22 protein-coding genes are annotated in these 24,312 nt (G+C 41.0%); 8 read left to right on the top strand and 14 right to left on the bottom strand.

Annotation, left to right across the window (positions count from 1 at the left end):
- Positions 1-174 precede the first annotated feature (174 nt).
- From ychF to CSV67_RS15890, 3 genes are all read right to left on the bottom strand, one after another.
- The gene (ychF, locus tag CSV67_RS15900; RefSeq protein ID WP_099632571.1) at positions 175-1,275 is read right to left on the bottom strand and encodes a redox-regulated ATPase YchF; all 1,101 of its coding nucleotides are present in this window, start codon (positions 1,273-1,275) and stop codon (positions 175-177) included.
- Positions 1,276-1,369: 94 nt separating this feature from the next.
- On the bottom strand, positions 1,370-1,567 hold the full coding sequence (locus CSV67_RS15895) for a DUF951 domain-containing protein (RefSeq protein WP_099632570.1): 198 nt from the start codon (positions 1,565-1,567) through the stop codon (positions 1,370-1,372).
- Positions 1,548-2,486 (bottom strand): mechanosensitive ion channel family protein, encoded by a 939-nt coding sequence (locus CSV67_RS15890; RefSeq protein ID WP_233189516.1) that lies wholly within the window; start codon positions 2,484-2,486, stop codon positions 1,548-1,550. The genes CSV67_RS15895 and CSV67_RS15890 overlap by 20 nt, the downstream gene beginning before the upstream one ends.
- A gap of 113 nt (positions 2,487-2,599) precedes the next feature.
- Between CSV67_RS15890 and yyaC the strand changes: the two genes are divergently transcribed.
- On the top strand, positions 2,600-3,241 hold the full coding sequence (yyaC, locus tag CSV67_RS15885) for a spore protease YyaC (protein WP_099632569.1): 642 nt from the start codon (positions 2,600-2,602) through the stop codon (positions 3,239-3,241).
- Here yyaC and CSV67_RS15880 read toward each other — a convergent pair.
- The 11 genes from CSV67_RS15880 to rpmH all read right to left on the bottom strand — a co-directional run bounded on the left by CSV67_RS15880 (position 3,152) and on the right by rpmH (position 13,427).
- Positions 3,152-3,856 (bottom strand): DUF554 domain-containing protein, encoded by a 705-nt coding sequence (locus tag CSV67_RS15880; RefSeq protein ID WP_099632568.1) that lies wholly within the window; start codon positions 3,854-3,856, stop codon positions 3,152-3,154. The two genes, yyaC and CSV67_RS15880, sit on opposite strands and share 90 nt — an antisense overlap.
- Positions 3,857-3,927: 71 nt before the next feature.
- Positions 3,928-4,761 carry a ParB/RepB/Spo0J family partition protein gene (locus tag CSV67_RS15875; protein WP_099632567.1) on the bottom strand — a complete coding sequence of 278 codons (834 nt, stop codon included), beginning with the start codon at positions 4,759-4,761 and terminating at the stop codon, positions 3,928-3,930.
- Complete coding sequence (locus CSV67_RS15870; protein ID WP_099632566.1) at positions 4,754-5,515, bottom strand: ParA family protein; 762 nt, start codon at positions 5,513-5,515, stop codon at positions 4,754-4,756. The genes CSV67_RS15875 and CSV67_RS15870 overlap by 8 nt, the downstream gene beginning before the upstream one ends.
- A gap of 194 nt (positions 5,516-5,709) precedes the next feature.
- On the bottom strand, positions 5,710-6,582 hold the full coding sequence (gene noc, locus CSV67_RS15865) for a nucleoid occlusion protein (protein ID WP_099632565.1): 873 nt from the start codon (positions 6,580-6,582) through the stop codon (positions 5,710-5,712).
- A 75-nt stretch (positions 6,583-6,657) separates the two neighbouring features.
- Positions 6,658-7,380: a 16S rRNA (guanine(527)-N(7))-methyltransferase RsmG gene (gene rsmG, locus CSV67_RS15860; RefSeq protein ID WP_099632564.1), complete on the bottom strand. Its 723-nt coding sequence runs from the start codon at positions 7,378-7,380 to the stop codon at positions 6,658-6,660.
- A 51-nt stretch (positions 7,381-7,431) separates the two neighbouring features.
- Positions 7,432-9,321, bottom strand: a complete 1,890-nt coding sequence (gene mnmG, locus CSV67_RS15855) for a tRNA uridine-5-carboxymethylaminomethyl(34) synthesis enzyme MnmG (RefSeq protein WP_099632563.1) — start codon at positions 9,319-9,321, stop codon at positions 7,432-7,434.
- A gap of 30 nt (positions 9,322-9,351) precedes the next feature.
- On the bottom strand, positions 9,352-10,737 hold the full coding sequence (gene mnmE / locus CSV67_RS15850) for a tRNA uridine-5-carboxymethylaminomethyl(34) synthesis GTPase MnmE (RefSeq protein ID WP_099632562.1): 1,386 nt from the start codon (positions 10,735-10,737) through the stop codon (positions 9,352-9,354).
- A 404-nt stretch (positions 10,738-11,141) separates the two neighbouring features.
- A complete protein-coding gene (gene jag, locus CSV67_RS15845) occupies positions 11,142-11,966 on the bottom strand; it encodes an RNA-binding cell elongation regulator Jag/EloR (protein WP_099632561.1) in 825 nt (274 codons plus the stop codon).
- Positions 11,963-12,736 carry a membrane protein insertase YidC gene (yidC, locus tag CSV67_RS15840; protein ID WP_099632560.1) on the bottom strand — a complete coding sequence of 258 codons (774 nt, stop codon included), beginning with the start codon at positions 12,734-12,736 and terminating at the stop codon, positions 11,963-11,965. The genes jag and yidC overlap by 4 nt, the downstream gene beginning before the upstream one ends.
- A gap of 97 nt (positions 12,737-12,833) precedes the next feature.
- Positions 12,834-13,172, bottom strand: coding sequence for a ribonuclease P protein component (rnpA, locus tag CSV67_RS15835; protein WP_099632559.1), 339 nt, complete (start codon positions 13,170-13,172; stop codon positions 12,834-12,836).
- A 120-nt stretch (positions 13,173-13,292) separates the two neighbouring features.
- Positions 13,293-13,427 carry a 50S ribosomal protein L34 gene (rpmH, locus tag CSV67_RS15830; RefSeq protein WP_029054388.1) on the bottom strand — a complete coding sequence of 45 codons (135 nt, stop codon included), beginning with the start codon at positions 13,425-13,427 and terminating at the stop codon, positions 13,293-13,295.
- Between the two features lie 505 nt (positions 13,428-13,932).
- On the opposite strand from rpmH, the gene dnaA reads away from it, so the two are divergent.
- The 7 genes from dnaA (at position 13,933) to CSV67_RS15795 (ending at position 23,869) form a co-directional block, all read left to right on the top strand.
- Positions 13,933-15,282: a chromosomal replication initiator protein DnaA gene (gene dnaA / locus CSV67_RS15825; protein WP_099632558.1), complete on the top strand. Its 1,350-nt coding sequence runs from the start codon at positions 13,933-13,935 to the stop codon at positions 15,280-15,282.
- 171 nt (positions 15,283-15,453) lie between these two features.
- Positions 15,454-16,590 carry a DNA polymerase III subunit beta gene (gene dnaN / locus CSV67_RS15820; RefSeq protein ID WP_099632557.1) on the top strand — a complete coding sequence of 379 codons (1,137 nt, stop codon included), beginning with the start codon at positions 15,454-15,456 and terminating at the stop codon, positions 16,588-16,590.
- A gap of 120 nt (positions 16,591-16,710) precedes the next feature.
- Complete coding sequence (gene yaaA, locus CSV67_RS15815; RefSeq protein WP_099632556.1) at positions 16,711-16,950, top strand: S4 domain-containing protein YaaA; 240 nt, start codon at positions 16,711-16,713, stop codon at positions 16,948-16,950.
- Positions 16,940-18,058 (top strand): DNA replication/repair protein RecF, encoded by a 1,119-nt coding sequence (gene recF, locus CSV67_RS15810; RefSeq protein ID WP_099632555.1) that lies wholly within the window; start codon positions 16,940-16,942, stop codon positions 18,056-18,058. The genes yaaA and recF overlap by 11 nt, the downstream gene beginning before the upstream one ends.
- 48 nt (positions 18,059-18,106) lie before the next feature.
- The gene (gene gyrB, locus CSV67_RS15805) at positions 18,107-20,029 is read left to right on the top strand and encodes a DNA topoisomerase (ATP-hydrolyzing) subunit B (protein ID WP_233192636.1); all 1,923 of its coding nucleotides are present in this window, start codon (positions 18,107-18,109) and stop codon (positions 20,027-20,029) included.
- 69 nt (positions 20,030-20,098) lie between these two features.
- Positions 20,099-22,615 carry a DNA gyrase subunit A gene (gene gyrA, locus CSV67_RS15800; protein WP_099632553.1) on the top strand — a complete coding sequence of 839 codons (2,517 nt, stop codon included), beginning with the start codon at positions 20,099-20,101 and terminating at the stop codon, positions 22,613-22,615.
- Between the two features lie 132 nt (positions 22,616-22,747).
- Positions 22,748-23,869, top strand: a complete 1,122-nt coding sequence (locus CSV67_RS15795) for an HD-GYP domain-containing protein (RefSeq protein ID WP_099632552.1) — start codon at positions 22,748-22,750, stop codon at positions 23,867-23,869.
- The last annotated feature ends 443 nt before the right edge of the window (positions 23,870-24,312 follow it).

Below are 24,312 nucleotides of genomic sequence, written 5' to 3'. Positions count from 1 at the left end.
GACCGGAGGTTTGCCGCTCGCTTCCTTCAGATTCCACGTCACCATGGACACCCTTGCGTTGAGCTAACTGTTACTTCTGCCTTCACAGTTCGGGACTTGCACCCTATAGACTACACCCATGCTGGGCGCACATCAAAAAAGGCTGATTCTCACATGGAGAATCAGCCTTTTGTATTATACGTTGAAACGGAACAACATGACGTCTCCGTCTTTAACGACATATTCTTTACCTTCCAAACGAACCTTGCCAGCCTCTTTTGCTGCTGTCATGGAACCATGCTCGACTAAGTCGTCGTATGCTACTGTTTCTGCACGGATAAATCCACGTTCGAAGTCGGTATGAATTACTCCAGCACATTGTGGTGCTTTCATGCCCTTGCGGAATGTCCATGCACGAACTTCTTGCACACCCGCTGTGAAGTACGTAGCAAATCCAAGTAAATTGTAAGTTGCTTTAATCAACTGATCAAGACCGGATTCTTTGATGCCTAGCTCTTCAAGGAACATTTCCTTCTCATCATCTTCAAGCTCAGCCATCTCTTCTTCGATCTTCGCACAAACTACGATTACTTCCGCATTGTCCTTCTCTGCAAAGTCACGAACCTGTTGTACGTAGGGATTATTGTCTGCATCTGCAATTTCATCTTCTGAAACGTTCGCTACATATAACATTGGTTTAATCGTTAATAGATGCATACCTTTAACGACTTGTAGCTCATCATCCGTCAAATCAACTGAACGAGCTGCCATTGAATTTTCAAATGCATCACGTAACTTCAGTAAAATTGGCTCTTCGACCATTGCCTCTTTGTCTTTTTGTTTCGCCATCTTGGAAACACGCGCTAAACGCTTATCTACACTTTCCATATCTGCCAAGATCAATTCCAAGTTAATGACTTCGATATCATCAATTGGATTTACTTTCCCTGACACGTGTGTAATGTTTTCATCTACAAAACAACGGACTACCTGACAAATCGCATCTACTTCTCGAATATGTGAAAGGAACTTGTTACCAAGACCTTCGCCTTTACTTGCACCTTCTACAATTCCCGCAATATCAGTAAATTCGAATGCAGTTGGAACTGTCTTTTTCGGTGTGACGAGCTCAGTCAATTTGTCCAAACGCTCATCTGGCACCTCAACTATTCCTACGTTTGGGTCAATCGTACAGAACGGATAGTTCGCCGCCTCTGCTCCTGCTTTTGTTATTGCATTAAATAAAGTTGATTTTCCCACGTTCGGAAGACCTACAATCCCAGCCGTTAACGCCATTATTCCCACACCTTTCTTATCTATCCAAAGCTTACATTATTCGTTAGTCAACCACTTCATTATAAGGACAATACGCTAAATTGTCCATGTGTTCTCAAGACTCGTTCTTCAGTAGAATCTTTTTCATCTTCTTAGCAAACTCATTACGCGGAATCATAACGCTGTGTCCACAGCCTTCACATTTAATGCGAATATCCGCGCCCATTCGGATGATTTTCCAAGCATTTGTTCCACACGGGTGCTGTTTCTTCATCTCTACCACATCATGTAAGTTAAATTCTTTGGTCGCCATTGTGTGAATCTCCTTCCCTCTGTTCTTCACGTATCACCATTCGTGGATAAGGCATTTCAATTCCATTCAAATCCATAAATTTCTTTAAGTCCTGTCGAAGTTTACGACCTACTCCAAAATTAGCAACTGGCTCTGTTTCTGCGGCAATACGTAACAAGATTCTTGAGGGTTCCATACTTTGTACGCCTAACACCTCTGGTACTCCGATAACTTCTGAATAACGTTCTTTTGGTAACTTTTTAAGGAATTCTTTGATTAATTCTTCTGCATGATCAATATCCGTTTCATAAGATAACGCCAGATCAAGTAAGACCATTGAATTCGTGACAGAGTAATTAATGACTTCGCCTATTTGACCGTTAGGTACTGTATATAATTCACCGCCGTACAATGCAATCTTCGTTGTGCGAAGCCCGATTTCCATGACGGTTCCTTCACCTGAATTAATACGCACATAATCTCCTACTCCAAATTGATCTTCAAAAATGATGAAGAATCCAGATATGACATCCTTTACTAAACTCTGGGCTCCAAAACCGACGGCAAGACCTAGCACACCCGCACCCGCAAGAAGGCCTTTTACGTCTATTTTAAATTCCGTCAAAACGGCCAATATAGCAGAAAAATAGACAATGTATTTCAATGCATTTTCCAACAGTTTAATCATAGTTTTCTCACGTCGCTCTGTCTTACGCATAGGACTTTTTAGCTTAATGGCGAAAAATCGACGAATTAATACTTGTCCAACTTTTACCACGATACTTGCTACGACAATAATTAAAAAAATGCGAATAGCAAAGAATCCAGTGCCGAGCCAGAAATCTGCGTCAAATAGAGTTCCTTTTACCTGTCGAACTGCTTCGTCTAAAACTTCCAGGTTTTCTTTCACTTCTTCTTGTGTAGTAGAAGTTGATGCCATTGAAAGAAATCCTCCTTTCGTATAAACCCTTACCCCTGAGGATATACTGCACAGCAATACCTGCGCAGAATACATTTCAGCGTAAATACAACACAAAGGATAGGTGTCGCCCTATGTATACAGCTGAACCCTCTTCTTATCATTACCGTCTTTCTAGTAAAGAAACCGGTGTCGTGTGGAAATTAAGTTCTTATTTCATGCAACATATCCCTTTTAAACAACAACCCATCATTTTTTATTGTATCGGAACTGATCGTTCCACTGGCGACTCTCTCGGTCCTTTGACAGGCTCCTACTTATCAGAGCTAAGCCTATTCCCATATACAGTAGTTGGCACGTTACAAGAGCCATTGCACGCCCTTAATCTACAACAACGCATTGAACTCACAAAGTCATTATACCCCGATGCTTTTGTAGTAGCGATCGATGCCTGCCTAAGTAAGAAGGACGCGGTTGGAGACCTATTGTTTCATAGCGGTCCTATTGCACCAGGGAAAGCCGTGGGTAAAGAACTTCCCTTAGTGGGTGATGTGTCAGTTAAAGGAATCGTCAATGTTAGTGGTTTCATGGAGCAAGCCGTTTTACAAAGTACTCGTCTTCATCTGCCATTTGAAATGAGTCGTATGATTGGTCGAGCCTTACAATTAGCACATCATCGGCAGCCGTCAAAAAGCATATACAATCGTTACGATGACCGCAACTACCGCAATACCTGGGATAAAATTAGCTACTCGGATTTTAGTCAAGCCGATTAGATTTAATCCGATTGCTGCAATCATCAAGCCACCTGTAGCTGTCATTTCTGAAATGAATAACTGCATTAATTCATCTGGGACAAATCGACTGAGGATGGTAGCAAGAAAGGTTATACTTCCTTGGTAAATCAATAGAGGGACGGTAGCAAACGCTACACCAATACCTAATGTAGAACTAAAGATGATGGAAGTGAATCCGTCTAATATGCCTTTCATGATTAAAACGTTGTGATCATTACGGAGACCACTATCAATAGCTCCAATGATTGCCATGGAACCTACACAAAAAAACAACGTAGCCGTAACGAATCCTTGTGCAATTCCCTGTCCTTCCCTTTTAGCCGGTAACTTTCCTTCAATCCATCGTCCCAATTGATTAACTTTTTGATCGAGATCAATCCATTCACCGAGGATTGCGCCGATCACAATACTAAGAATGACAATGACAATTTGTGTCGTTTCAAATGACATTTGTAAACCAATTGCCACTACGGCCATTCCTATTCCGTACATGATGGTTTCTTTCATACGTTCCGGTATTCCGTATAAAAACCTACCGATTAATGTACCGATAATAATCGTAAATACATTAAATAGCGAACCAAACAATATCATATAGTCACGTCCAAGTTCTTTTCAAGAATAAAACCTATTTTGCAATGAAAGCAAAATAGGTTTGTGTGTCATCACTCGGCGTTCAATAATTCAAGAATACGTTCAAAGTCTTCATCCGAGTGAAACTCGATTTCAATTTTACCTTTTTTCTTCGTTTTCTTGATCGTTACATTTGTACCGAATTGTTCACGCAATGTGTTTTCCTGTGCTTCAATAAATATATCTTTTTTCTTTTCTTTCTTAGTTTCACGTGGAACATCTTCATTTAATTGTTGAACCAATTTTTCCAATTGACGGACATTCAACCCTTCCGTCTTGGTTTTTTCGGCAATAGCTAAGATTTGCTCCTTTTTACGCAACCCGAGAAGTGTACGACCATGTCCCATTGAAAGTATTCCGTGGGAAATGTCTTTCAAAACTTTCTCTGGTAACGCGAGTAAACGAATGTGGTTGGCAATGTGCGGTCTACTCTTGCCAAGTCTAAAGGCTAGTTGCTCTTGTGTTAGCTTCAGACTTTCCATTAAACTTTGGTATGCTTCCGCTACTTCAATTGGAGATAAGTCTTCACGCTGCAAGTTTTCAAGAATGGCCATTTCCATAGACTGTTCATCTGTTAGATCTCGTACGACTGCCGGAATCTCTTTTTTTCCTGCCAGTTCAGAAGCACGGAATCTTCTTTCCCCTACAACAATTTCATACTGCGTCCCTACACTTCGCACGATGATTGGTTGTAGTACACCGTGTTCCTTAATTGACTCACTTAATTCATTCAACGCCACTTCATTGAATTCTTTACGTGGCTGATATGGATTGACTTTAATGCTCTTTAGACGTAAAAGCTCTACTTTTTCCAATGTCTCACGAGGAAATAATGCATTAAGACCCTTACCTAGACCTTTACTCATTCTCCACCACTTCCTTTGCCAGCTCTGAATAAACTTCCGCACCTTTGGATCGTGGATCATATAATATAATCGGCTTACCATGACTTGGCGCTTCACTTAACCGAACGTTACGGGGAATGATTGTTGTATACACTTTGTCTTGGAAGTATTTCTTTACTTCCTCAATAACTTGTATGCCTAAATTGGTCCGGGCATCAAACATCGTCAATAGTACCCCGTCAATATAAAGTGCTTCATTTAGATGTTTTTGAACCAGGCGGATCGTACTAAGCAGTTGACTAAGTCCTTCGAGCGCATAGTATTCACACTGTACAGGAATTATGATTGAATCCGAAGCCGTCAATGCGTTCAACGTTAAAAGGCCAAGAGATGGAGGACAGTCAATAATGACATAGTCGTAGTCATCTTTAATGTCTTGAATTGCGTGTTTCATACGAACCTCACGTGATATCGTAGAGACTAGCTCAATTTCAGCTCCCGCAAGTGAAATGGTAGCAGGTACAATTTCAAGATTTTCAATTTCCGTTGGTAGAATAACTTCACGTACTGGCACATCATCAATTAACATATTATAAATACAGTCCTGTACATCACCTTTATTCACACCGACCCCGCTCGTCGCATTTCCTTGTGGATCGGAATCAATTAAGAGCACTTTTTTGCCTAAATGGGCAAGGCATGCACTTAAGTTTACAGAAGTCGTCGTTTTTCCGACTCCGCCTTTTTGATTTGCTATAGCAATAATCTTACCCACTCTTGCACCTGCTTTCTTTCCTATTTCGTTTGTCTTACTAGTATACCAAAGTTTTACTCGTGGTTACCTATGTTTGAAATTCCTGACAAAGAATATGTTCTATGTGGTCTATTTCAGTTTATCATCTTCACTGGATGAACTCTATTGATATATAAGAAAACTCTTGCTAGTTAGTCAGCAAGAGTTTCCATTCGTCACTTTTTACATATTTTCACCGTAATCGTGTAGTATTCTTCAGAATCCACTTCCTCGGCGGCTACTTCAATCCCGCTCTTGGATATCAGTGCAAGAGATTCTCGCAAGGTATTCACTGCAATACGAATGTCCTTACTCACAGCTTTTTGTCGAGGCCCACGTCTTCTCGCAGGCTGCACTTTCTCAACCGATTCCGTTGGAAATAATATTTCTTTAATCCTAGCTTCTAAATCCTTAACATTATATTGATTTATTTTGATTTCTTCCAGCACTTCCATCTGAAGAGTGGGTTCTTTTAACGGTAATAATGCACGTGCATGACGTTCAGATATCTTTTTTTGTAAAATTGCTGTTTGAACCGGTTCAGGTAACTTCAACAAACGCATCTTATTTGCAATTGTAGACTGTCCTTTACCAAGACGTTGCGCCAATGCTTCTTGTGTTAATTCATGTAACTCTAGCAAACGTTCATAGGCATGCGCTTCTTCAATTGCCGTTAGTTCTTCACGTTGCAAGTTCTCAATTAATGCAATCGAGGCTGTTTCTTTATCATCTAAGTCACGCACAATTGCCGGTACTTCCGTCCAACCAAGCTTACGCATTGCCCGAAATCTTCGTTCCCCTGCGATGATTTCGTATGATCCATCTTCTTTTGTTCGAATAACAATGGGTTGAATAACGCCATGTGTATGAATGGTTCTAGCAAGTTCTTCAATTTTTTCTTCATTAAAAATTGCCCGTGGCTGGTATTGATTCGGTGTAATTAAATCAATTGCAATTTGTGCTACCTTCTCCAGATGATGAACTTTTACTTCTTCTATTGTAGTCATCTTTTCTCCCCCACCAAAAAAACGCGAAAAAGTACTTTTCAACCTCTACACCACCTTTTCGAAACTATTCCCTTTTACTCTTCTATAAAATTGTTTCACGTGAAACATTTCCCACAGTTAGTTTGCTGTAATCGGTGTTTTATTAGGCACGCCTGGCTTTCTAGGATATTTCTTAGGTGTCTGCTTTTTCTTTTCAAATACAAAGATATGACGTTCACTATCCTCTTCCGGTAATAGAAATTCATGTTCATTCTGTAAAACTGCCCCAAGTAATTTTACAGCTCGAGTAGCATCTTTCATTTCTTCAGATGCGGCTGCACCTTTCATAGAAACAAAAAGTCCTCCTTGTTTGACGAGCGGAATACAAAGTTCCGATAATACCGATAACCGTGCTACTGCGCGTGCAGTCACCACATCGAACTGTTCACGGTACTTCGGGTTACGACCAAATTCTTCTGCTCTTGCATGGACGAATGCCACATTTTCAAGCTTTAACTCCCCCGCCAAGTGATTTAAAAATGTAATACGTTTATTCAATGAATCTACAATCGTCACGTGTAAGTGTGGATAGATAATCTTCAACGGGATACTTGGAAACCCCGCACCGGCACCTACGTCGCAAACAGATTCATATTTTATGAAGTCCACGTAAAATGCACTTGTAAGGGAATCATAGAAATGCTTTAGATATACGGAAGGTGCATCCGTAATTGCCGTCAAGTTCATTTTTTCATTCCACTCAACCAGTACTTCAAAATAGCGTTTGAACTGTTGCTTCTGTGCATCCGACAACAGAAAGCCTTTCTCTTGCAGAGCCTCGTAAAATTGTTCTTCTGTCATGTTCTCATTCCTTTTCAAAAAGACTGACGCTACAAAGCGCCAGTCAAAGACTCAACCGGATACTTTCGCAATTTTTCCTTGTTCAATATAGACAAGCAAGATGGAGATATCTGCTGGATTGACACCCGAAATACGTGATGCCTGCGCAATCGACAATGGCTGTACCTCTTTAAGGTTTGCCTTTGCTTCTTTCGCAATGCCTGAAATTGCATCATAATCAATGTTCTCTGGAATCCGTTTATTCTCCATCTTTTTCATCCTTGCTACTTGCTGCATGGACTTTTCGATGTATCCTTCATACTTAATGAAAATTTCCACTTGTTCCGCCACTTCTTCGTTAATTTTTTCAAGAGGTGGGACTACTTTACACAATTCGCTATACCTCATTTCCGGCCGCTTCAGTAAATCAGCCGCTTTCATAGGTTCACGAAGTGCCGTTCCATTGACTTCAGCAATAATTTCTTGGATTTCTTCGGTTGGTTTCACAGTTACCTTGCGTAAATGATTAATTTCCGCTTCGATTTGTGCTTTCTTTGCCAAAAATTTCGTGTGGCGCTCTTCACTAATCATTCCATTTTGGTAACCAATTTCCGTCAGACGCATATCGGCATTATCATGACGAAGCAAGAGGCGATATTCCGCTCGTGACGTCAGAAGACGATACGGTTCACTCGTACCTTTAGTGACCAAGTCATCAATTAGTACGCCAATATACGCATCACTACGTCCAAGAACGACTTCTTCCTTGCCAAGTACGTTGCACGCTGCATTAATTCCGGCCATCAATCCTTGTGCCGCGGCTTCTTCATATCCCGAAGTTCCGTTAATTTGGCCAGCCGTGTACAAATTCTTAATTTTTTTCGTTTCCAACGTTGGCCATAGTTGTGTCGCAATTATAGAATCGTACTCAATTGCATAACCAGCACGCATCATTTCAGCCTTCTCAAGTCCCGGTACGCTCGCAATTAGGCGATGCTGTATATGCTCTGGAAGACTTGTCGACAATCCCTGCACATATACTTCTCTTGTATTACGACCTTCAGGCTCTAGAAAAATCTGGTGACGCGACTTGTCCGCAAAACGTACAATTTTATCTTCAATAGACGGACAGTAACTTGGTCCTTTTCCTTTAATCATACCCGAATACATCGGAGATAAATGAAGATTTTCATTGATGATTTCATGTGTTTCCGGAGTGGTATACGTTAACCAACACGGTAGTTGATCCATAATGTATTCCGTTGTTTCATAACTGAACGAACGCGGCACGTCGTCTCCCGGCTGAATCTCTGTCTTGCTGTAATCAATTGTATTGCTGTTGATACGTGGAGGGGTTCCTGTTTTAAATCGAACCGTCTGTAGACCAAGTTCCTGCAGATGTTCCGCCAGTTTGATGGATGGCATTTGATTATTCGGCCCACTAGAGTATTTTAGATCTCCAATGATAACCTCACCGCGTAAAAATGTACCTGTTGTAATAATGACAGTCTTTGCACGGAAAATTGCACCGATCTGTGTCACTACGCCTTTTATTTCATCTTCTTCGACGATTAACTGCTCGACAACCGCTTGACGAATTGTCAAATTCGGTTCCTCTTCCAGTATCCGCTTCATTTCTTGTTGATATAGTACTTTATCCGCTTGTGCACGCAAAGCACGCACTGCCGGGCCTTTCCCTGTGTTCAATAAACGCATTTGAATATGCGTTTTATCTATGACCTTTGCCATCAAGCCGCCAAGTGCATCTATTTCACGCACTACGATACCTTTTGCAGGCCCTCCTAATGAAGGATTACATGGCATGAAAGCAATCATGTCTAAATTCATTGTTAAAACTAATGTCGATGCGCCCATCTTGGCTGATGCGTAGGCTGCTTCTGCGCCTGCGTGTCCAGCTCCAATGACGATACAATCGAACGTGCCTGCTTCAAATTGTGGCATGTTCGTTCATCCTTCCCATTTATAAAATCATTATTTTCCGAGGCAGAACTTCGAGAACAACTCTTTAATTAAACTATCTTGAACGGTATCTCCGATGATTTCACCGAGAATTTCCCATGTACGTGTTACGTCTATTTGAATCATGTCAATAGGAACACCTACCTGCGCTGCTTGTACCGCATCGTCAATCGTATTGCGTGCTTGTTTTAGTAACGAAATATGACGGGCATTGGATACATACGTCAGGTCATTGGATTCCAATGAACCTTCGAAGAACAGTGCAGCTATCGCTTCTTCCAACTCATTAATACCTTGCTCTTGCAATATAGAAGTAGTAATCACGCGATCTCTTCCTGCGACTTCATAGACTCGCTCTAGATCAATCTTTGCTGGTAAATCTGTTTTATTGACGATGACAAGCATATCCATACCGGCAACGGCTTCAAATAACCGTTCATCTTCGTCTGTTAACGCCTCAGAATTATTAACCATCAATAGAATGAGATCCGCTTCTTTCAATACCTTCCTTGAACGTTCCACACCAATCCGCTCGACAATGTCTTCCGTCTCCCGGATTCCTGCAGTATCGACAAGACGCAAAGGAACTCCACGAACGTTGACATACTCTTCTATAATATCACGGGTAGTACCCGCGACATCAGTAACGATCGCTTTGTTTTCTTGCACTAAGCTGTTGAGTAACGATGACTTTCCAACGTTCGGACGTCCAACAATTACGGTAGATAATCCTTCACGTAAGATCTTTCCTTGCTGTGATGTACGCAATAAATCATCAATTTGATTCATTACCCACGTTCCTTTTTCAACCATCAAAGGAATCGTCACTTCTTCTACATCATCATACTCTGGGTAATCTATATTAACTTCCACTTGTGCAAGTGTCTCGAGTAGCGCCTGTCGTAATTCACCGATCAAATGAGATAGTTTCCCCTCCATTTGATTGAGCGCAACGTTCATGGCCTTATCTGTTTTGGCCCTGATCAAATCCATAACGGCTTCAGCCTGGGATAAATCAATTCGACCATTAAGAAATGCTCGTTTAGTGAACTCGCCGGGTTCTGCTAATCTAGCCCCCTCTGTCAATACTAATTGGAGAACCCTATTGACCGAAGTGATGCCTCCGTGACAGTTAATCTCCACTATGTCTTCGCGCGTGAAAGTCTTTGGTGCTTTCATGATTGACACCATGACTTCTTCCACTAACTCTTCAGTGGCGGGATCGTGCAAATGTCCATAATGAATTGTGTGCGATGGTTGTTCGCAGAGTGGTTTGGCTGCCGGTGACTGAAATATACGGTCTGCAATCTTCCATGCTTCATCGCCGCTCAGACGAACAATGGCAATCGCTCCTTCTCCCATGGGAGTGGAAATGGCGGCTATCGTATCAAAATGCAAGTTTTTCACCTTCCTGGCTTTGTTGTGCACATGTGCATATCTTTTATAGCGAATACTACTTTCTAACAACCTATATTATCATAAATCGTCGGAATCTCCTAGCACGCGAATTTAAAACGTGTGGATAAATTCAGGAATTTTGAACTAAGCGTCATGGTAATTTATCATGTGCTAGCAGTCGACAAAGAACACTGTCGTTTCAAGCTTTCTAGTGTAGAAAGTTTCTTAAAGAAAAATGTGGGATGGGGAAAATAATCCGGGAAATGGATGTGATTTTAGGTTGGAATTTGAAGTACCATAAGGTGTACCTTAGTTAGACGCGTAACGCATTATACTTACTAAATAGTTTTCCATATTTTCGATGACAATAAAAAAACCCGCAGAAAACCTCTGCGGGATTAGTCTTATTCGATTCCTTTAATGACGATGTGTCGGTATGGGTCCTTTCCTTCCGAGAATGTCTCAATATCGAGTCTGAGTGACAACGCATTATGGATGACTTTTCTCTCGTAGGAAGGCATAGGTTCAAGCGCAACCTGACGTTTTGTACGTACTGCACGGTCCGCCATCCGATCTGCCAGTTGCTCGAGCGATTGCTCGCGGCGCTCACGGTAATCTGCAACATTTACTCTAACAATTTTGAATTGTTTTGTTGCTTTATTGGCTACGAGTTGCGCTAATTGCTGGATTGCATTAAGCGTTTGCCCTCTTTTACCTATTAAGAATGCGGCTTTATTACTTTCAAGCTGGAAGTTGATGTACTTCCCTTTGGTTTCGCACGTAATCACCAAGTCTTCAATGCCCATTTCTTTGGCCATGTCCTCAATGTACTGCTTCGTTTCTTCAATAGCATCTTTTTCATTGTGGATGTTGGTTTCCTGTACTCTTGTAATTTCCTTTGTATCCACGACGTGTTCCGATTGCTCAGCTTTAGTTTCAGGCTGCTGAACCACTTCCTGTGTTTCAGTAACGGAGGCTAATATTTCACTTTCATCTGTAAGCGTCTGTGCTGGTTCAGTTACTCGTGTGACATGAAGTTTAGGCTCTGGCTCTGATTTCTCTAGGACGGTTACCAGGACTTCTGCTTGTTTTACGCCAAAACCAAGAAAACCTTTCCTGCCGTTTTCCACTACCTGTACCTCTACTTGATCTTTTGTTACACCTAGGTCCTGTAAAGCTGATTCTATAGCTAGCTCAACGGTTGCTGCCCTTTGTGTAAGTTGTTTCATTTCTTTTTCCCTCCTGCTTTCACTACTTCGACGTTTTTTGGTTTATCGAACGGCTTGTAAATGAAAATGTTTTGGAGCAGTGAAATGATATTTCCGACGATCCAGTATAAAGCAAGAGCTGCCGGTAAGAATGAACCGAATACCATGATCATAAATGGCATGATGTACATCATCATCTTCATTTGTGGGTTATCCATTGCAGGTCCTGTACGTAGAACCGTTAATTGGAACAATCCAGCGATGATAGCAAATAAAATACTTGGTGAACCAAGTGCAACGCCTAGGAAGTTACCTAACTCAATCGTTGGTGTGGCATTCATCCGGCTGATGGCGTGGTAGAAACCAATAAATATTGGCATCTGAATGATAACTGGTAGACATCCTGCAACGGGATTGATCTTTTCGTTGATCATAATCTGTTGCATTTCCTCTTGGTACTTTTTCTGTGTGACAGCATCTTTTGATTTATATTTCTCTTTCAATGCTTTTAGTTTTGGCTGAATTTCCTGCATACGCTTCGAACTTTTCGTTTGTTGAATAATCAATGGAAGCAATGCAGTACGAATAATTGCTGTAACGACGATAATGGCTAGTCCATAAGTTCCGAGCCAGGATTTGAATTTCATAATCAATGTAACAAGTGGCCAAACAATATATTCGTTCCAAATTCCCGTACTCTCTGCCGTAATTGGCTTTTGGAATTCCGAACAACCTGCCATAAAGACGGCAACTACAACAAGTAGTGAAAGGAACACTAATTTCTTTTTCAATGTTTTTTCCCCCAAACAGTCGCAAGATCATTATAAAAGTTTTTTTCAGTGTAACATGATGTCTTTAATCGTTCTATATCTAGGTAGAGCTTTGATTTCACTTAAAGACCTTTGCAATTTTTAGAACATGTCTCAGATTTTTTTTGGCCGTATGGAAATCAAGCGTGGCGGCTTGATTTCTTGCGATAATAACATAATCTAGATCAGGCTTGATCTCATCATTCATTTCCAGAAACGACTGTCGAATATAGCGCTTAATTCTGTTACGCGTGACAGCATTACCGACCTTTTTGCTGACGGATAGGCCAATTCTGAACTCTTGCTGGTCTTCCTTCTTATAGGTATAGACAATAAACTGTCGGTTAGCAAAGGACTTTCCTTTTTTAAATACCGTTTGAAATTCTTTATTTTTTTTTATTCGCTGGCTTTTTTTCACAATAACACCTGCTTTAATTTTCTACCGTCGTAATCTACTGATCAGCTATTATGGAAGAGACCCAATATTCTTTTCGAATCGCACGAATAGCTAAAAAAAAGACCACTGATGTCAGTGGCCTTATGCTGAAAGAACTTTTCTTCCTTTACGACGACGAGCTGCTAAGATTCTACGGCCGTTTTTCGAACTCATTCTTTGGCGGAAGCCGTGGACTTTAGCGCGTTTACGTTTATTTGGTTGGAATGTACGTTTCATTTCGTAAGACACCTCCTGCTTTGATTGTCTCTTTTCCTACTGTGACAGTCTTGAATAGTATAGCGATTCAGTAAAAGAATGTCAATGCTTTTCTATTCCTTCGTTTGGGATCCACTTGTAATAACTTTCACTTTCACTAAAAACTTATCCACAGAAGTAGAAGGTTTCATTCTGGATGAATTGTTCACGACTAAAATTGTGGATTTTTCAATCCGGCAATTGTCGACAAGTTTTTCACATATCCAGGCCTGTGGATAACCACTTTATGCACAGTTAAGGGGATTGTGCATAAATCATCAGACACCTTGTCAATAATCAGTTTCCCTGTTACAATTAAAAAGCTTTTGTTGTGTATATATTTTATAGCTAAAATCTTATCCACATATGTGAATACAATGTGGATAGTTTTTTCAACACATTTCGATATTTTTTATCCACAGCCCTGGATACTGTGCATAAGCGGATTCCGGGCTTTTTAATATTTCATTGTAAAGGAGGCACACGATTGGAAAATCTATCAGGTTTATGGGAGCAAGTATTAAAGAATATTGAAGCTAGGGTTTCGAAGCCTAGTTTTGAAACGTGGTTAAAGTCGACTAAATTGCTAACGTATGAAGCAGAACACGCAACTATTTCTGTTCCAAACTCATTCGCCAAGGATTGGCTTGAAACGCATTACGTCCATTTAATTACGGGGATTTTATCCGAACTGACAGGTGAAGATCGAATCGTTGAGTTTATTGTTCCGCAAGACGTGGCAGAGAACGATATTAAATTGCCAAAAACACAGCCAAAACCAGTAGAAAAAACACCAATGGCCAACTCGGCTGGAATGCTAAATCCAAAGTATACCTTCGACACGTTCGTTATTGGGTCCGGTAATCGCTTTGCGCATGCAGCTTCATTAGCAGTTGCTGAAGCACCTGCCAAAGCCTATAATCCGCTCTTTATATACGGGGGAGTCGGGTTGGGAAAGACACACTTAATGCATGCAATCGGTCATTATGTACTGGAGCAAAATCCTGCATTGAAAGTTGTGTATTTATCATCTGAAAAATTCACGAATGAATTTATTAACTCCATACGAGACAATAAAGCCGGGGATTTCAGAGACCGTTACCGCAGTGTAGACGTCCTGTTAATTGACGATATTCAATTCATAGCTGGAAAAGAACAAACGCAGGAAGAGTTCTTCCATACATTTAATACTTTGCATGAAGAATCAAAGCAAATTATCATTTCCAGTGATCGTCCACCAAAAGAGATCCCTACACTGGAAGATCGTTTACGTTCCCGCTTTGAATGGGGACTGATTACAGACATTGCACCGCCTGATCTTGAAACGAGAATTGCAATACTACGTAAAAAGGCGAAGGCAGATGGTTTAATCGACATTTCAAACGACGTCATGTTGTACATTGCTAACCAAATTGACACCAATATTAGAGAACTTGAAGGGGCGCTGATCCGTGTCGTCGCTTACTCTTCACTAGTAAATGCAGATGTCACTACTGATTTGGCGGCCGAGGCATTAAAAGATATTATTCCAAATTCCCGTCCGCGTATTATATCCATTCTAGACATCCAAAAGGCTGTCGGAGAGCACTTTAACATTAGGTTGGAAGACTTTGTAGCGAAAAAAAGGACCCGAGCTATAGCATTCCCACGTCAAGTTGCAATGTATTTATCAAGAGAACTGACAGACTCCTCTTTACCGAAGATTGGTTCAGAGTTTGGCGGTCGTGATCATTCAACTGTTATTCATGCGCATGAGAAGATTTCCAAACAGCTCGACGAAGACAAAGCATTGCTACAAGACGTCCAGGATATTAAAAAGGTTTTAGGAAGAGGCTAATGAACTGTGGATAACTGTGGACAAGTAGTGCAAGCTCATCCACTTGTTATGCACATGTGGGAAACTATGACTCTCATACATTTGAAAGGCTTTTCCACATATCCACAGGCCCTACTACTATTACTACTATATTTAATTACTTAATTATTATTATATAAGCGAGGTATCGATATGCAGTTTGAAATTATGAGAGATAGATTATTGGATGGATTAAGCGATGTTGTCAAAGCAATCAGTTCAAAAGTGACAACGCCTATTTTGACAGGTATCAAATTAGAAATTACTGAAAAGGGATTGACGATGACTGGAAGTGATTCAGATATTACGATATCCACTTTCATACCAGCAGAAGAAGATGGCACACAGATTATTCAAATGATCCAACCAGGCACTTTAGTGTTACAAGCAAAGGTCTTTAACGAGATTATTCGCAAACTACCAACGAATGAAGTGATGGTTGAGTTACGTGACGGAATGAAAACACATATTCGTTCTGGACAGTCCGAATTTCATATTATTGCCCAAAGTGCTGATGAATATCCTATATTGCCCGATGTAAAAGATGCGGAGCGTTTTGAAATGCCTGCTGACTTGATGAAATCACTTATTAGAGAGACGGTATTTGCAGTATCCCAACAAGAGACCCGTCCAGTTCTGACAGGTGTTCAATGGATTATGAAAGAGCAAGAGCTTTACTGCATCGCCACGGATAGTCATAGATTAGCCAGAAGGATCGTGACACCCGAGATTCAAGCAAGCTCACCATTTAATGCAGTTATTCCAGGAAAAAGTCTTCAGGAACTAAGCAAAATATTGCCTGACGACGCTACGACAGTAGAAATTTTTATTGCGAATCAACAAGTATTATTCAAGCTCCATAATGTCTTGTTCTATTCAAGACTATTGGAGGGGAATTACCCTGACACATCACGTCTAATTCCCACTGAATACAAAACATCCATTACGATAAATGGACGTAATTTATTGCAAGCGATTGATCGTGCATCTTTATTAGCTCGTGAAGATCGGAATAATATCGTGCACTTCTCAACAGATGGTAGTCCACATGTGCAAATCTCTTCTAACTCGCCAGACGTCGGAAATGTAGAAGAGTTGGTAGAAGCTGTGCATATCGAAGGTGAACCTTTGAAAATCTCTTTCAGCGCGAAATATATGATGGATGCCTTGAAAGCAATTGATGGCCAAGATCTAAAGATTCACTTCACTGGCAGCATGCGTCCGTTCATCTTGAAGTCAATTGATAGTGAAGCCATTCTACAATTAATTTTACCGGTTAGAACGTTTTAATCCGTAACTAAAGAAAATATCTCGCAATAGGGTAGTCAACATGTTGGCTACCTTTTTACTTATTGCAAAAAGTTAGGTAAACTAGAGGGACAGAATATTTTATGAGGGATTGAATTAAAAATGGAGACAGTACAGTTTGATACAGAATATATAACGCTAGGCCAATTATTAAAAATGACGAATGTTATTAGCTCAGGCGGAATGGCTAAATGGTTTTTAGGTGAAAACATTGTTTACGTAAACGGTGAGCCAGAACAACGACGAGGTAAGAAATTATATGACGGAGATGTAGTAAATATTCCGGGTGCAGGAAAATTCAAACTGTCAGCGGATGAATCTGGACAGTCGGATGCATATTGATCGGCTTAAACTAACGAACTATCGAAATTATGAGTCCCTGGAATTAAAATTCTCGCCTACGATGAATGTATTGATCGGTGAAAACGCACAAGGAAAAACCAATGTCATGGAGGCCATTTATGTATTGGCGATGGCAAAATCTCATCGCACATCAAATGATCGTGAACTTATACGTTGGGAACAAGAGTGTGGTAAAATAGAAGGGGATGTCCAACGTAAATTTGGATATATGCCGTTAGAGCTGATGATTTCCAAAAAGGGAAAAAAGGCTAGAGTCAATCATTTGGAACAAAACCGTTTGAGTATGTACGTCGGCCAGATGAATGTAGTCATGTTTGCGCCTGAAGATTTAAATATCGTAAAGGGCAGCCCTCAGCTGCGCAGGCGTTTTTTAGATATGGAAATTGGACAGATCTCAAGAGTCTATTTGCACGACTTGGTCAATTTCCAAAAGATATTAAAGCAACGGAATGCCTTGTTAAAGGCAAATCGAGGTAAATTGGATCTTCAAGATGTTATGTTCGACATTTACACGGAACAGTATATTCAAGTGGCGGTTCAAATTATTCGAAAGCGTTTTTATTTTATGGAATTGCTACAAAAGTGGGCAAATCCGATCCATCAAGGAATTTCACGTGGTCTTGAAACACTAGAAGTTTCATATGGGACTTTAAAAGACCTACATTCTGGGCAGACTGCTGAAGAGATGGAGACAATTTTTGCCGATCAGTTAAAAAGTGTGCAAAGACGCGAATTAGAACGAGGACTTACATTGATAGGTCCACATCGTGATGATTTGCAGTTTTTTGTCAATGGGTACGATATTCAGACATTCGGTTCGCAGGGGCAGCAACGGACGACCGCCCTTTCTTTGAAACTTGCGGAAATCGAGTTAGTAAAACAAGAAGTGGGCGAGACTCCAATTTTATTGCTTGATGATGTGTTATCGGAATTGGATGATTACCGACAGTCACATTTGCTCAGTACTATGCAGGGACAAGTACAAACATTTGTGACGACAACCAATATCGCGGGAATAGATCATAATACGATCCAGGAAGCAGCCATTTTTGAAGTGCATGACGGATCCGTTTCGCAGAGAGAATAAATGGTTGTGGTTTGATAGTTTTGGAAAGGAAAGGTGAAAACCTTGGCAATGGAAGAAAAGGATATGCAGACAGCTTATGATGCGAGTCAGATACAAGTGTTGGAAGGCCTTGAAGCTGTCCGTAAACGTCCTGGTATGTATATTGGGACAACGAGTGCAAAAGGGCTTCATCATCTCGTATGGGAAATTGTAGACAATAGTATCGACGAAGCTCTCGCAGGTTATTGTGACCATATTGAAGTAACGATAGAGAAAGATAACTGGATTAAGGTATCCGATAATGGTCGTGGAATTCCAGTAGGCATTCAGGAATCAACGGGTAGACCAGCTGTTGAAGTCATCATGACTGTACTCCACGCAGGGGGTAAGTTCGGCGGTGGTGGATATAAAGTTTCTGGCGGTTTGCACGGCGTAGGATCTTCAGTCGTCAATGCTTTGTCAGAGAAGACAGAAGTCTACGTTAAAGTGGATAAAAAATTATATGCAATTGAGTTTTCTAGAGGCCCTGTCTCAAAGGAGCTTGAAGTCATTGGTGAATCGGATGAGACCGGCACTACAATTCGTTTCAAGGCGGATCCCGAGATCTTTACCGAAACAACGGTATACGAGTACGGCATATTAGCAACACGTTTGCGTGAACTTGCCTACTTGAACCGTGGTCTGCGTATTACCATTACCGATGAACGTGGCGAAGAACCTGTATCCGAAGTGTTTTACTATGAAGGTGGGATTAAATCCTATGTCCAGCATTTGAATGAAAAAAAAGAGCCGATTTTTGAAGACCCCATTTACATTGAAGGCGAACGCGATGGTATTACCGTTGAGGTCGCTATGCAATACAACAGCGGCTACGGTGAAAACTTATTGTCATTTGCTAATAATATTCATACGTATGAAGGTGGAACACACGAGCAAGGCTTCAAAACTGCATTAACTCGCGTGATTAACGACTATGCACGTAAAAATGGCTTATTGAAAGAGTCAGAAGACAATCTGACGGGAGACGACGTGCGTGAAGGACTGACGGCTATCGTCTCAATCAAGCACCCTGATCCTCAATTTGAAGGCCAAACAAAAACGAAATTGGGTAACTCAGAAGTCAGCACCATTACGAATTCATTGTTTTCAGAAGCGCTGCAACGTTTCTTAATTGAAAATCCAGTAATAGCGCGTCAGGTAGTTGGCAAGAGTACGATGGCAGCAAGAGCACGTATGGCTGCGAAGAACGCCCGTGAATTGACACGTCGGAAATCAGCGTTGGAAATCTCGAGTTTACCAGGGAAACTATCAGATTGCTCTTCAAGGGATCCAGCTATCAGTGAGTTGTATATTGTTGAGGGTGATTCTGCCGGAGGATCGGCGAAGAATGGTCGTGATCGTCACTTTCAGGCGATCTTGCCATTACGAGGAAAAATTCTCAATGTCGAAAAAGCACGTTTGGACCGTATTCTTGGAAACGCAGAGATTCGTATGATCATTACGGCACTCGGTACAGGGATTGGTCCCGAATTTAACTTGGATAAAGCTCGTTACCATAAGCTTGTCATCATGACAGATGCCGACGTTGATGGTGCCCATATTCGTACGTTATTATTAACCTTCTTCTTCCGTTTCATGCGTCCGCTAATTGAAGCAGGTTACGTATATATTGCACAGCCGCCACTTTATCGTGTGCGCTCAGGAAAAAGAGAAGAGTATTGTTACGATGAAGAAGCATTGCAGGAGATTCTGAGCAGTATGCCCACCTCACCGAAGCCAGATATCACGCGATACAAAGGTTTAGGTGAGATGAATCCCGAGCAACTATGGGAAACAACAATGGATCCTGATAAACGCACATTCTTGCAGGTCCGTATGGATGATGCAGTGGAAGCAAATGAAACGTTTGAAGAATTAATGGGTGATGAAGTAGAGCCACGCAGAAAGTTCATTGAAGATAATGCAGTTTACGTGCAAAATATTGATACTTGATGAATCGTAAACGGCTTATAAAGCAATGACTGAACTTATAGATGTAAGTGGTGAAAGGAGCATGACAACATGGCAGATTTGCCAAAAGGCGGAGTGCAGGAAATAAATATTAATACAGAAATGAAGACCTCATTTCTAAACTATGCGATGAGCGTAATCGTTTCTCGTGCCCTTCCAGATGTTCGAGATGGTTTAAAGCCCGTACATCGCCGCATTTTGTATGCTATGCATGATTTGGGTATCACTGCGGAAAAACCGCATAAAAAGTCAGCACGTATCGTAGGGGACGTTATTGGTAAGTACCACCCGCATGGTGATAGTGCGGTATATGACACGATGGTACGGATGGCTCAAGATTTCAGTTATCGCTACATGCTAGTAGATGGACACGGTAACTTTGGTTCTGTTGATGGTGACGGAGCAGCTGCAATGCGTTATACAGAGTCACGTATGTCGCGTATCGCGATGGAATTGTTGCGTGATATCAATAAAAATACGATCGACTTCCAAGCAAACTATGATGAGCAGGAAAAAGAACCTGCTGTCTTGCCAGGTCGTTATCCGAATTTGTTGGTAAATGGTACATCGGGAATTGCCGTAGGTATGGCAACAAACATTCCACCTCATCACCTTGGTGAAACGATTGACGCTGTACTTGCTTTGGCAGAGAATAGCGCAATCACAACCGAAGAATTAATGGAAATCATTCCAGGCCCTGATTTTCCAACTGGCGGTATGATTTTAGGTCGTAGTGGTATTCGTCGTGCTTATGAAACAGGTCGAGGTTCACTAATTATTCGTGGAAGAGCAGAAATTGAGACGGCTGCAAATGGTCGCGAAACAATTATTGTCAATGAAATTCCTTTCCAAGTGAATAAGGCTAAGTTAATTGAAAAAATTGCAGAGCTTGTGCGTGATAAGAAGATTGACGGTATCACACACTTAGCAGATGAATCAGACCGTACAGGTATGCGCATTGTTATTGAAGTACGGCGGGATGCCAATGCCAACGTATTGTTGAACAATCTGTATAAACAAACTGCCTTGCAGACTAGTTTCGGGATCAATATGCTAGCACTGGTAGACAAGCAACCAAAAGTATTGTCATTGAAAGAAATTCTATACCATTACTTAGAACACCAAAAGGTAGTCATTCGCCGTCGTACACAATTTGATTTGAACAAAGCGGAAGACCGAGCACATATCTTGGAAGGATTACGTATAGCGCTTGATCATATCGATCAGATCATTGCACTAATCCGTGCATCCAAAACAACGGCTGAAGCGAAAGCGAACTTAATGGAGACATTCGAGTTATCTGATCGCCAGTCTCAAGCTATTCTTGATATGCGTTTGCAACGTTTGACTGGACTGGAACGAGACAAAATCGAGTCCGAATATCAAGAGTTGCTGGCACTTATTGCTGAATTACGTGCAATTTTAGCGGATGAGTTAAAGCTAATTGAGATTATCCGTGAAGAATTGAATGAAATTAAAGAGCGTTTTGCTGATGAACGTCGAACAGAGATTATGCTTGGCGGTTCCGAAATGCTTGAGGATGAAGATTTGATTCCAGTGGAAAACTCCATTGTGACATTAACTCACCAAGGGTATATTAAGCGTCTGCCAGCCAATACGTATCGCAGTCAGAAACGTGGCGGTCGTGGAATCCAGGGGATGGGCACGAATGAAGATGACTTTGTGGAACACTTACTAAATACCTCCACACATGACACGATTTTACTATTTACTAGTAGAGGCCGTGTATTCCGTAAAAAAGGCTATGAAGTTCCTGAATACAGCCGAACTGCCAAGGGATTGCCAATCATTAACCTACTTGACTTCCAAAAAGGTGAAAAGGTTACGGCAATGATTCCGATTGATGAGTTTACTGAAGATCACTATTTATTTTTCTCAACAAGACAAGGTGTTATTAAACGTACGTCGATAATGGATTATGCCAATATTCGTGCAAACGGTTTAATAGCATTAGGATTGCGTGAAGATGATGAACTGATCTCCGTTAGATCAACTGATGGCACGTCAGATATTGCGATCTGTACAAAACACGGCATGATGATTCGCTTTGACGAGGAAAGTATCCGTCCGCTCGGCAGAACTGCTGCTGGCGTACGTGGTATCAGATTGCGTCAAGAGGATGAAGTAATTGGCATGGATATCGTAGATGCAGGAGACGATATTCTTGTAGTTACGGAAAAAGGATACGGTAAACGCACACCTGAAAGTGAATACCGATCTCAATCACGTGGCGGTTATGGATTGAAAACAATGCATATGACGGATCGAAATGGTGCTATTGTTGCGATGAAATCGGTTAACGGAGAAGAAGACTTGATGTTAATAACGATTCACGGAATCTTAATCCGTATGTCAATTGGCGATATCTCTATATTTGGTCGATCTACACAAGGCGTACGACTCATTCGATTGGCTGATGATGAACGTGTAGCAACGGTCGCAAAGGTAGAAAAGGATGATGACCTTGAAGATGAGTTGGACGATGAACTACAAGACCACTTGGAAGTAACTGAAGAACAACAACCAGAGACAGACACAGAGGACTAAAGAAAAGTTATTGAAGGGGCGTTATACGTCACTTCAATAACTTTTTTGCTTTTGGTAGGAGAATTTACTCAGATATCTATCCATATAATTGAGAATATTATATGATAATAGATAGAGCGAAGAGGAAAATAGGTGAAAACATTGGATGTTTACAAAGAGGTTAGTGAATTAAGACCGGGTAGTTTTCTAAAAGAGGATCTCTACGTTAATACAAGAAATCCAATAATGGCGAAAGGCACTAAGTTAATGCTAGAGCATTTTGAAATTCTCCATTCATTTGACATTACACGCGTGCTGGTCGAGTCAAAGGCACTCAGTAAGATAGAACAAGAATCGGTAGAGCAAGTGACTGATGTAAAGCTAACTCCAGAGGTAGAAAAGTTGATGAGCCAAAGCGCCCCCAAAAAATCGAGATCTTTGGAAGCGCTATACGATGAAGCGGTAGAATCATACAGAAAAGAATTTGTCAGCTATAGATCTGGCAAAAAATTAGATGTTGCGGCAGTTCGTACAATTGTTTTACCTTTGATTCAAGCATTTTTGGAGAATAAGGAATATGTCAGAAGACTAAATGGGTTTGCTACATTGCAAAACTATCGTGCACATCACTCCATCAGTGTGGGCATTCTAGCGGCCTTGATAAGTGAAGCAATGGGGTATCCAAGAGGGCAAGTGCTACAAATTGGTATAGCAGGCGTACTGGCAGACAGTGGTATGGCGAAAATTGAAGAGAAGATTATTGATAAAGTGGCTTTCCTGACAAGTGAAGAGTTAAGTGAAGTGAAAAAACATGTCATTCACAGTTTTCAAATGGTCAACGACTCTCCATTGGTACGTCAGGAAATGAAAGTAGCAATCCTACAGCATCATGAGCGTTTTGACGGTAGTGGTTATCCGAGGGGACTAAAAGGACAGGAGATAACAGAAATCTCTCAAATACTGTCAGTGGCAGATGTGTACCACGCTATGGCATCCGAGCGGCCATACAGACAGAAGGAGAGTTCATTTAAAGTAATCGAGTTAATGAGGGAAGAAGAGTTTGGCAAGTTTGATATGAAGGTAATTGAAGTACTCCATGAATTGATCAACAAGCTGTCCATTGGAACAAAAGTAAAACTGACGACTGACGAAATAGCGGAGGTCATTTATTTGCACCGTGATTTCCCCTTACGTCCCATTGTTAAGATACTAGATACAGGCACACATGTTGATCTATCATCTAATAGAAAAATCTCTATTGTTAAGACCTTTTAATATAATAACTTAGTAAATGATATGGGAAATGAAGAAGATCGAGCGGGTACGGGGCGATTACAATACGGTAATACAGTAACTTCATGTCCGCGTATCGTTGTAGATACGCGGTTTTCAATATCTATTTAAAAGAATTAATAAAAAGGCTTGCATTCCTATAAACGCGGTGGTATATTTATAAGCGTCGCATCAAGCAGTCGCGAAAACATCAAACTTAACAAGAAAAACTTTTTAAGTAAAAGTGTTGACAACAAATTGATGAGATGTTAATATTAGAAAGTTGTCTCTTACGAGAGGCCAACCGAATGAACCTTGAAAACTGAACAGCAAAACGTTAACGAAATACAGTTTGTGCACCTAACGGTGACACAAACAAAATGAGTATCTTAATTGATGCCAGCAAATGAAACTCGAGCTAATCGAATTTTCATTTTACTGACTGA

Source organism: Sporosarcina sp. P2, from assembly GCF_002743255.1.
In the GTDB taxonomy this organism is placed as follows: Bacteria; Bacillota; Bacilli; order Bacillales_A; family Planococcaceae; genus Sporosarcina.
The sequence above is the reverse complement of the archived record's forward strand: the minus strand, read 5'-3'. Positions and strand labels throughout refer to the sequence as shown.

Bases quoted from the DNA above. Each gene is read 5' to 3' on its own strand.
- CSV67_RS15880 (WP_099632568.1), bottom strand. From the start codon at position 3,856: ATGATATTGTTTGGTTCGCTATTTAATGTATTTACGATTATTATCGGT.
- CSV67_RS15895 (WP_099632570.1), bottom strand. From the start codon at position 1,567: ATGGCGACCAAAGAATTTAACTTACATGATGTGGTAGAGATGAAGAAA.
- yyaC (WP_099632569.1), top strand. From the start codon at position 2,600: ATGTATACAGCTGAACCCTCTTCTTATCATTACCGTCTTTCTAGTAAA.
- rpmH (WP_029054388.1), bottom strand. From the start codon at position 13,427: ATGAAACGTACATTCCAACCAAATAAACGTAAACGCGCTAAAGTCCAC.
- ychF (WP_099632571.1), bottom strand. From the start codon at position 1,275: ATGGCGTTAACGGCTGGGATTGTAGGTCTTCCGAACGTGGGAAAATCA.
- mnmG (WP_099632563.1), bottom strand. From the start codon at position 9,321: ATGCCACAATTTGAAGCAGGCACGTTCGATTGTATCGTCATTGGAGCT.
- jag (WP_099632561.1), bottom strand. From the start codon at position 11,966: ATGAAACAACTTACACAAAGGGCAGCAACCGTTGAGCTAGCTATAGAA.
- yaaA (WP_099632556.1), top strand. From the start codon at position 16,711: ATGGAGACAGTACAGTTTGATACAGAATATATAACGCTAGGCCAATTA.
- recF (WP_099632555.1), top strand. From the start codon at position 16,940: ATGCATATTGATCGGCTTAAACTAACGAACTATCGAAATTATGAGTCC.
- gyrA (WP_099632553.1), top strand. From the start codon at position 20,099: ATGGCAGATTTGCCAAAAGGCGGAGTGCAGGAAATAAATATTAATACA.
- CSV67_RS15890 (WP_233189516.1), bottom strand. From the start codon at position 2,486: ATGGCATCAACTTCTACTACACAAGAAGAAGTGAAAGAAAACCTGGAA.
- gyrB (WP_233192636.1), top strand. From the start codon at position 18,107: ATGGAAGAAAAGGATATGCAGACAGCTTATGATGCGAGTCAGATACAA.
- CSV67_RS15875 (WP_099632567.1), bottom strand. From the start codon at position 4,761: ATGAGTAAAGGTCTAGGTAAGGGTCTTAATGCATTATTTCCTCGTGAG.
- dnaN (WP_099632557.1), top strand. From the start codon at position 15,454: ATGCAGTTTGAAATTATGAGAGATAGATTATTGGATGGATTAAGCGAT.
- rsmG (WP_099632564.1), bottom strand. From the start codon at position 7,380: ATGACAGAAGAACAATTTTACGAGGCTCTGCAAGAGAAAGGCTTTCTG.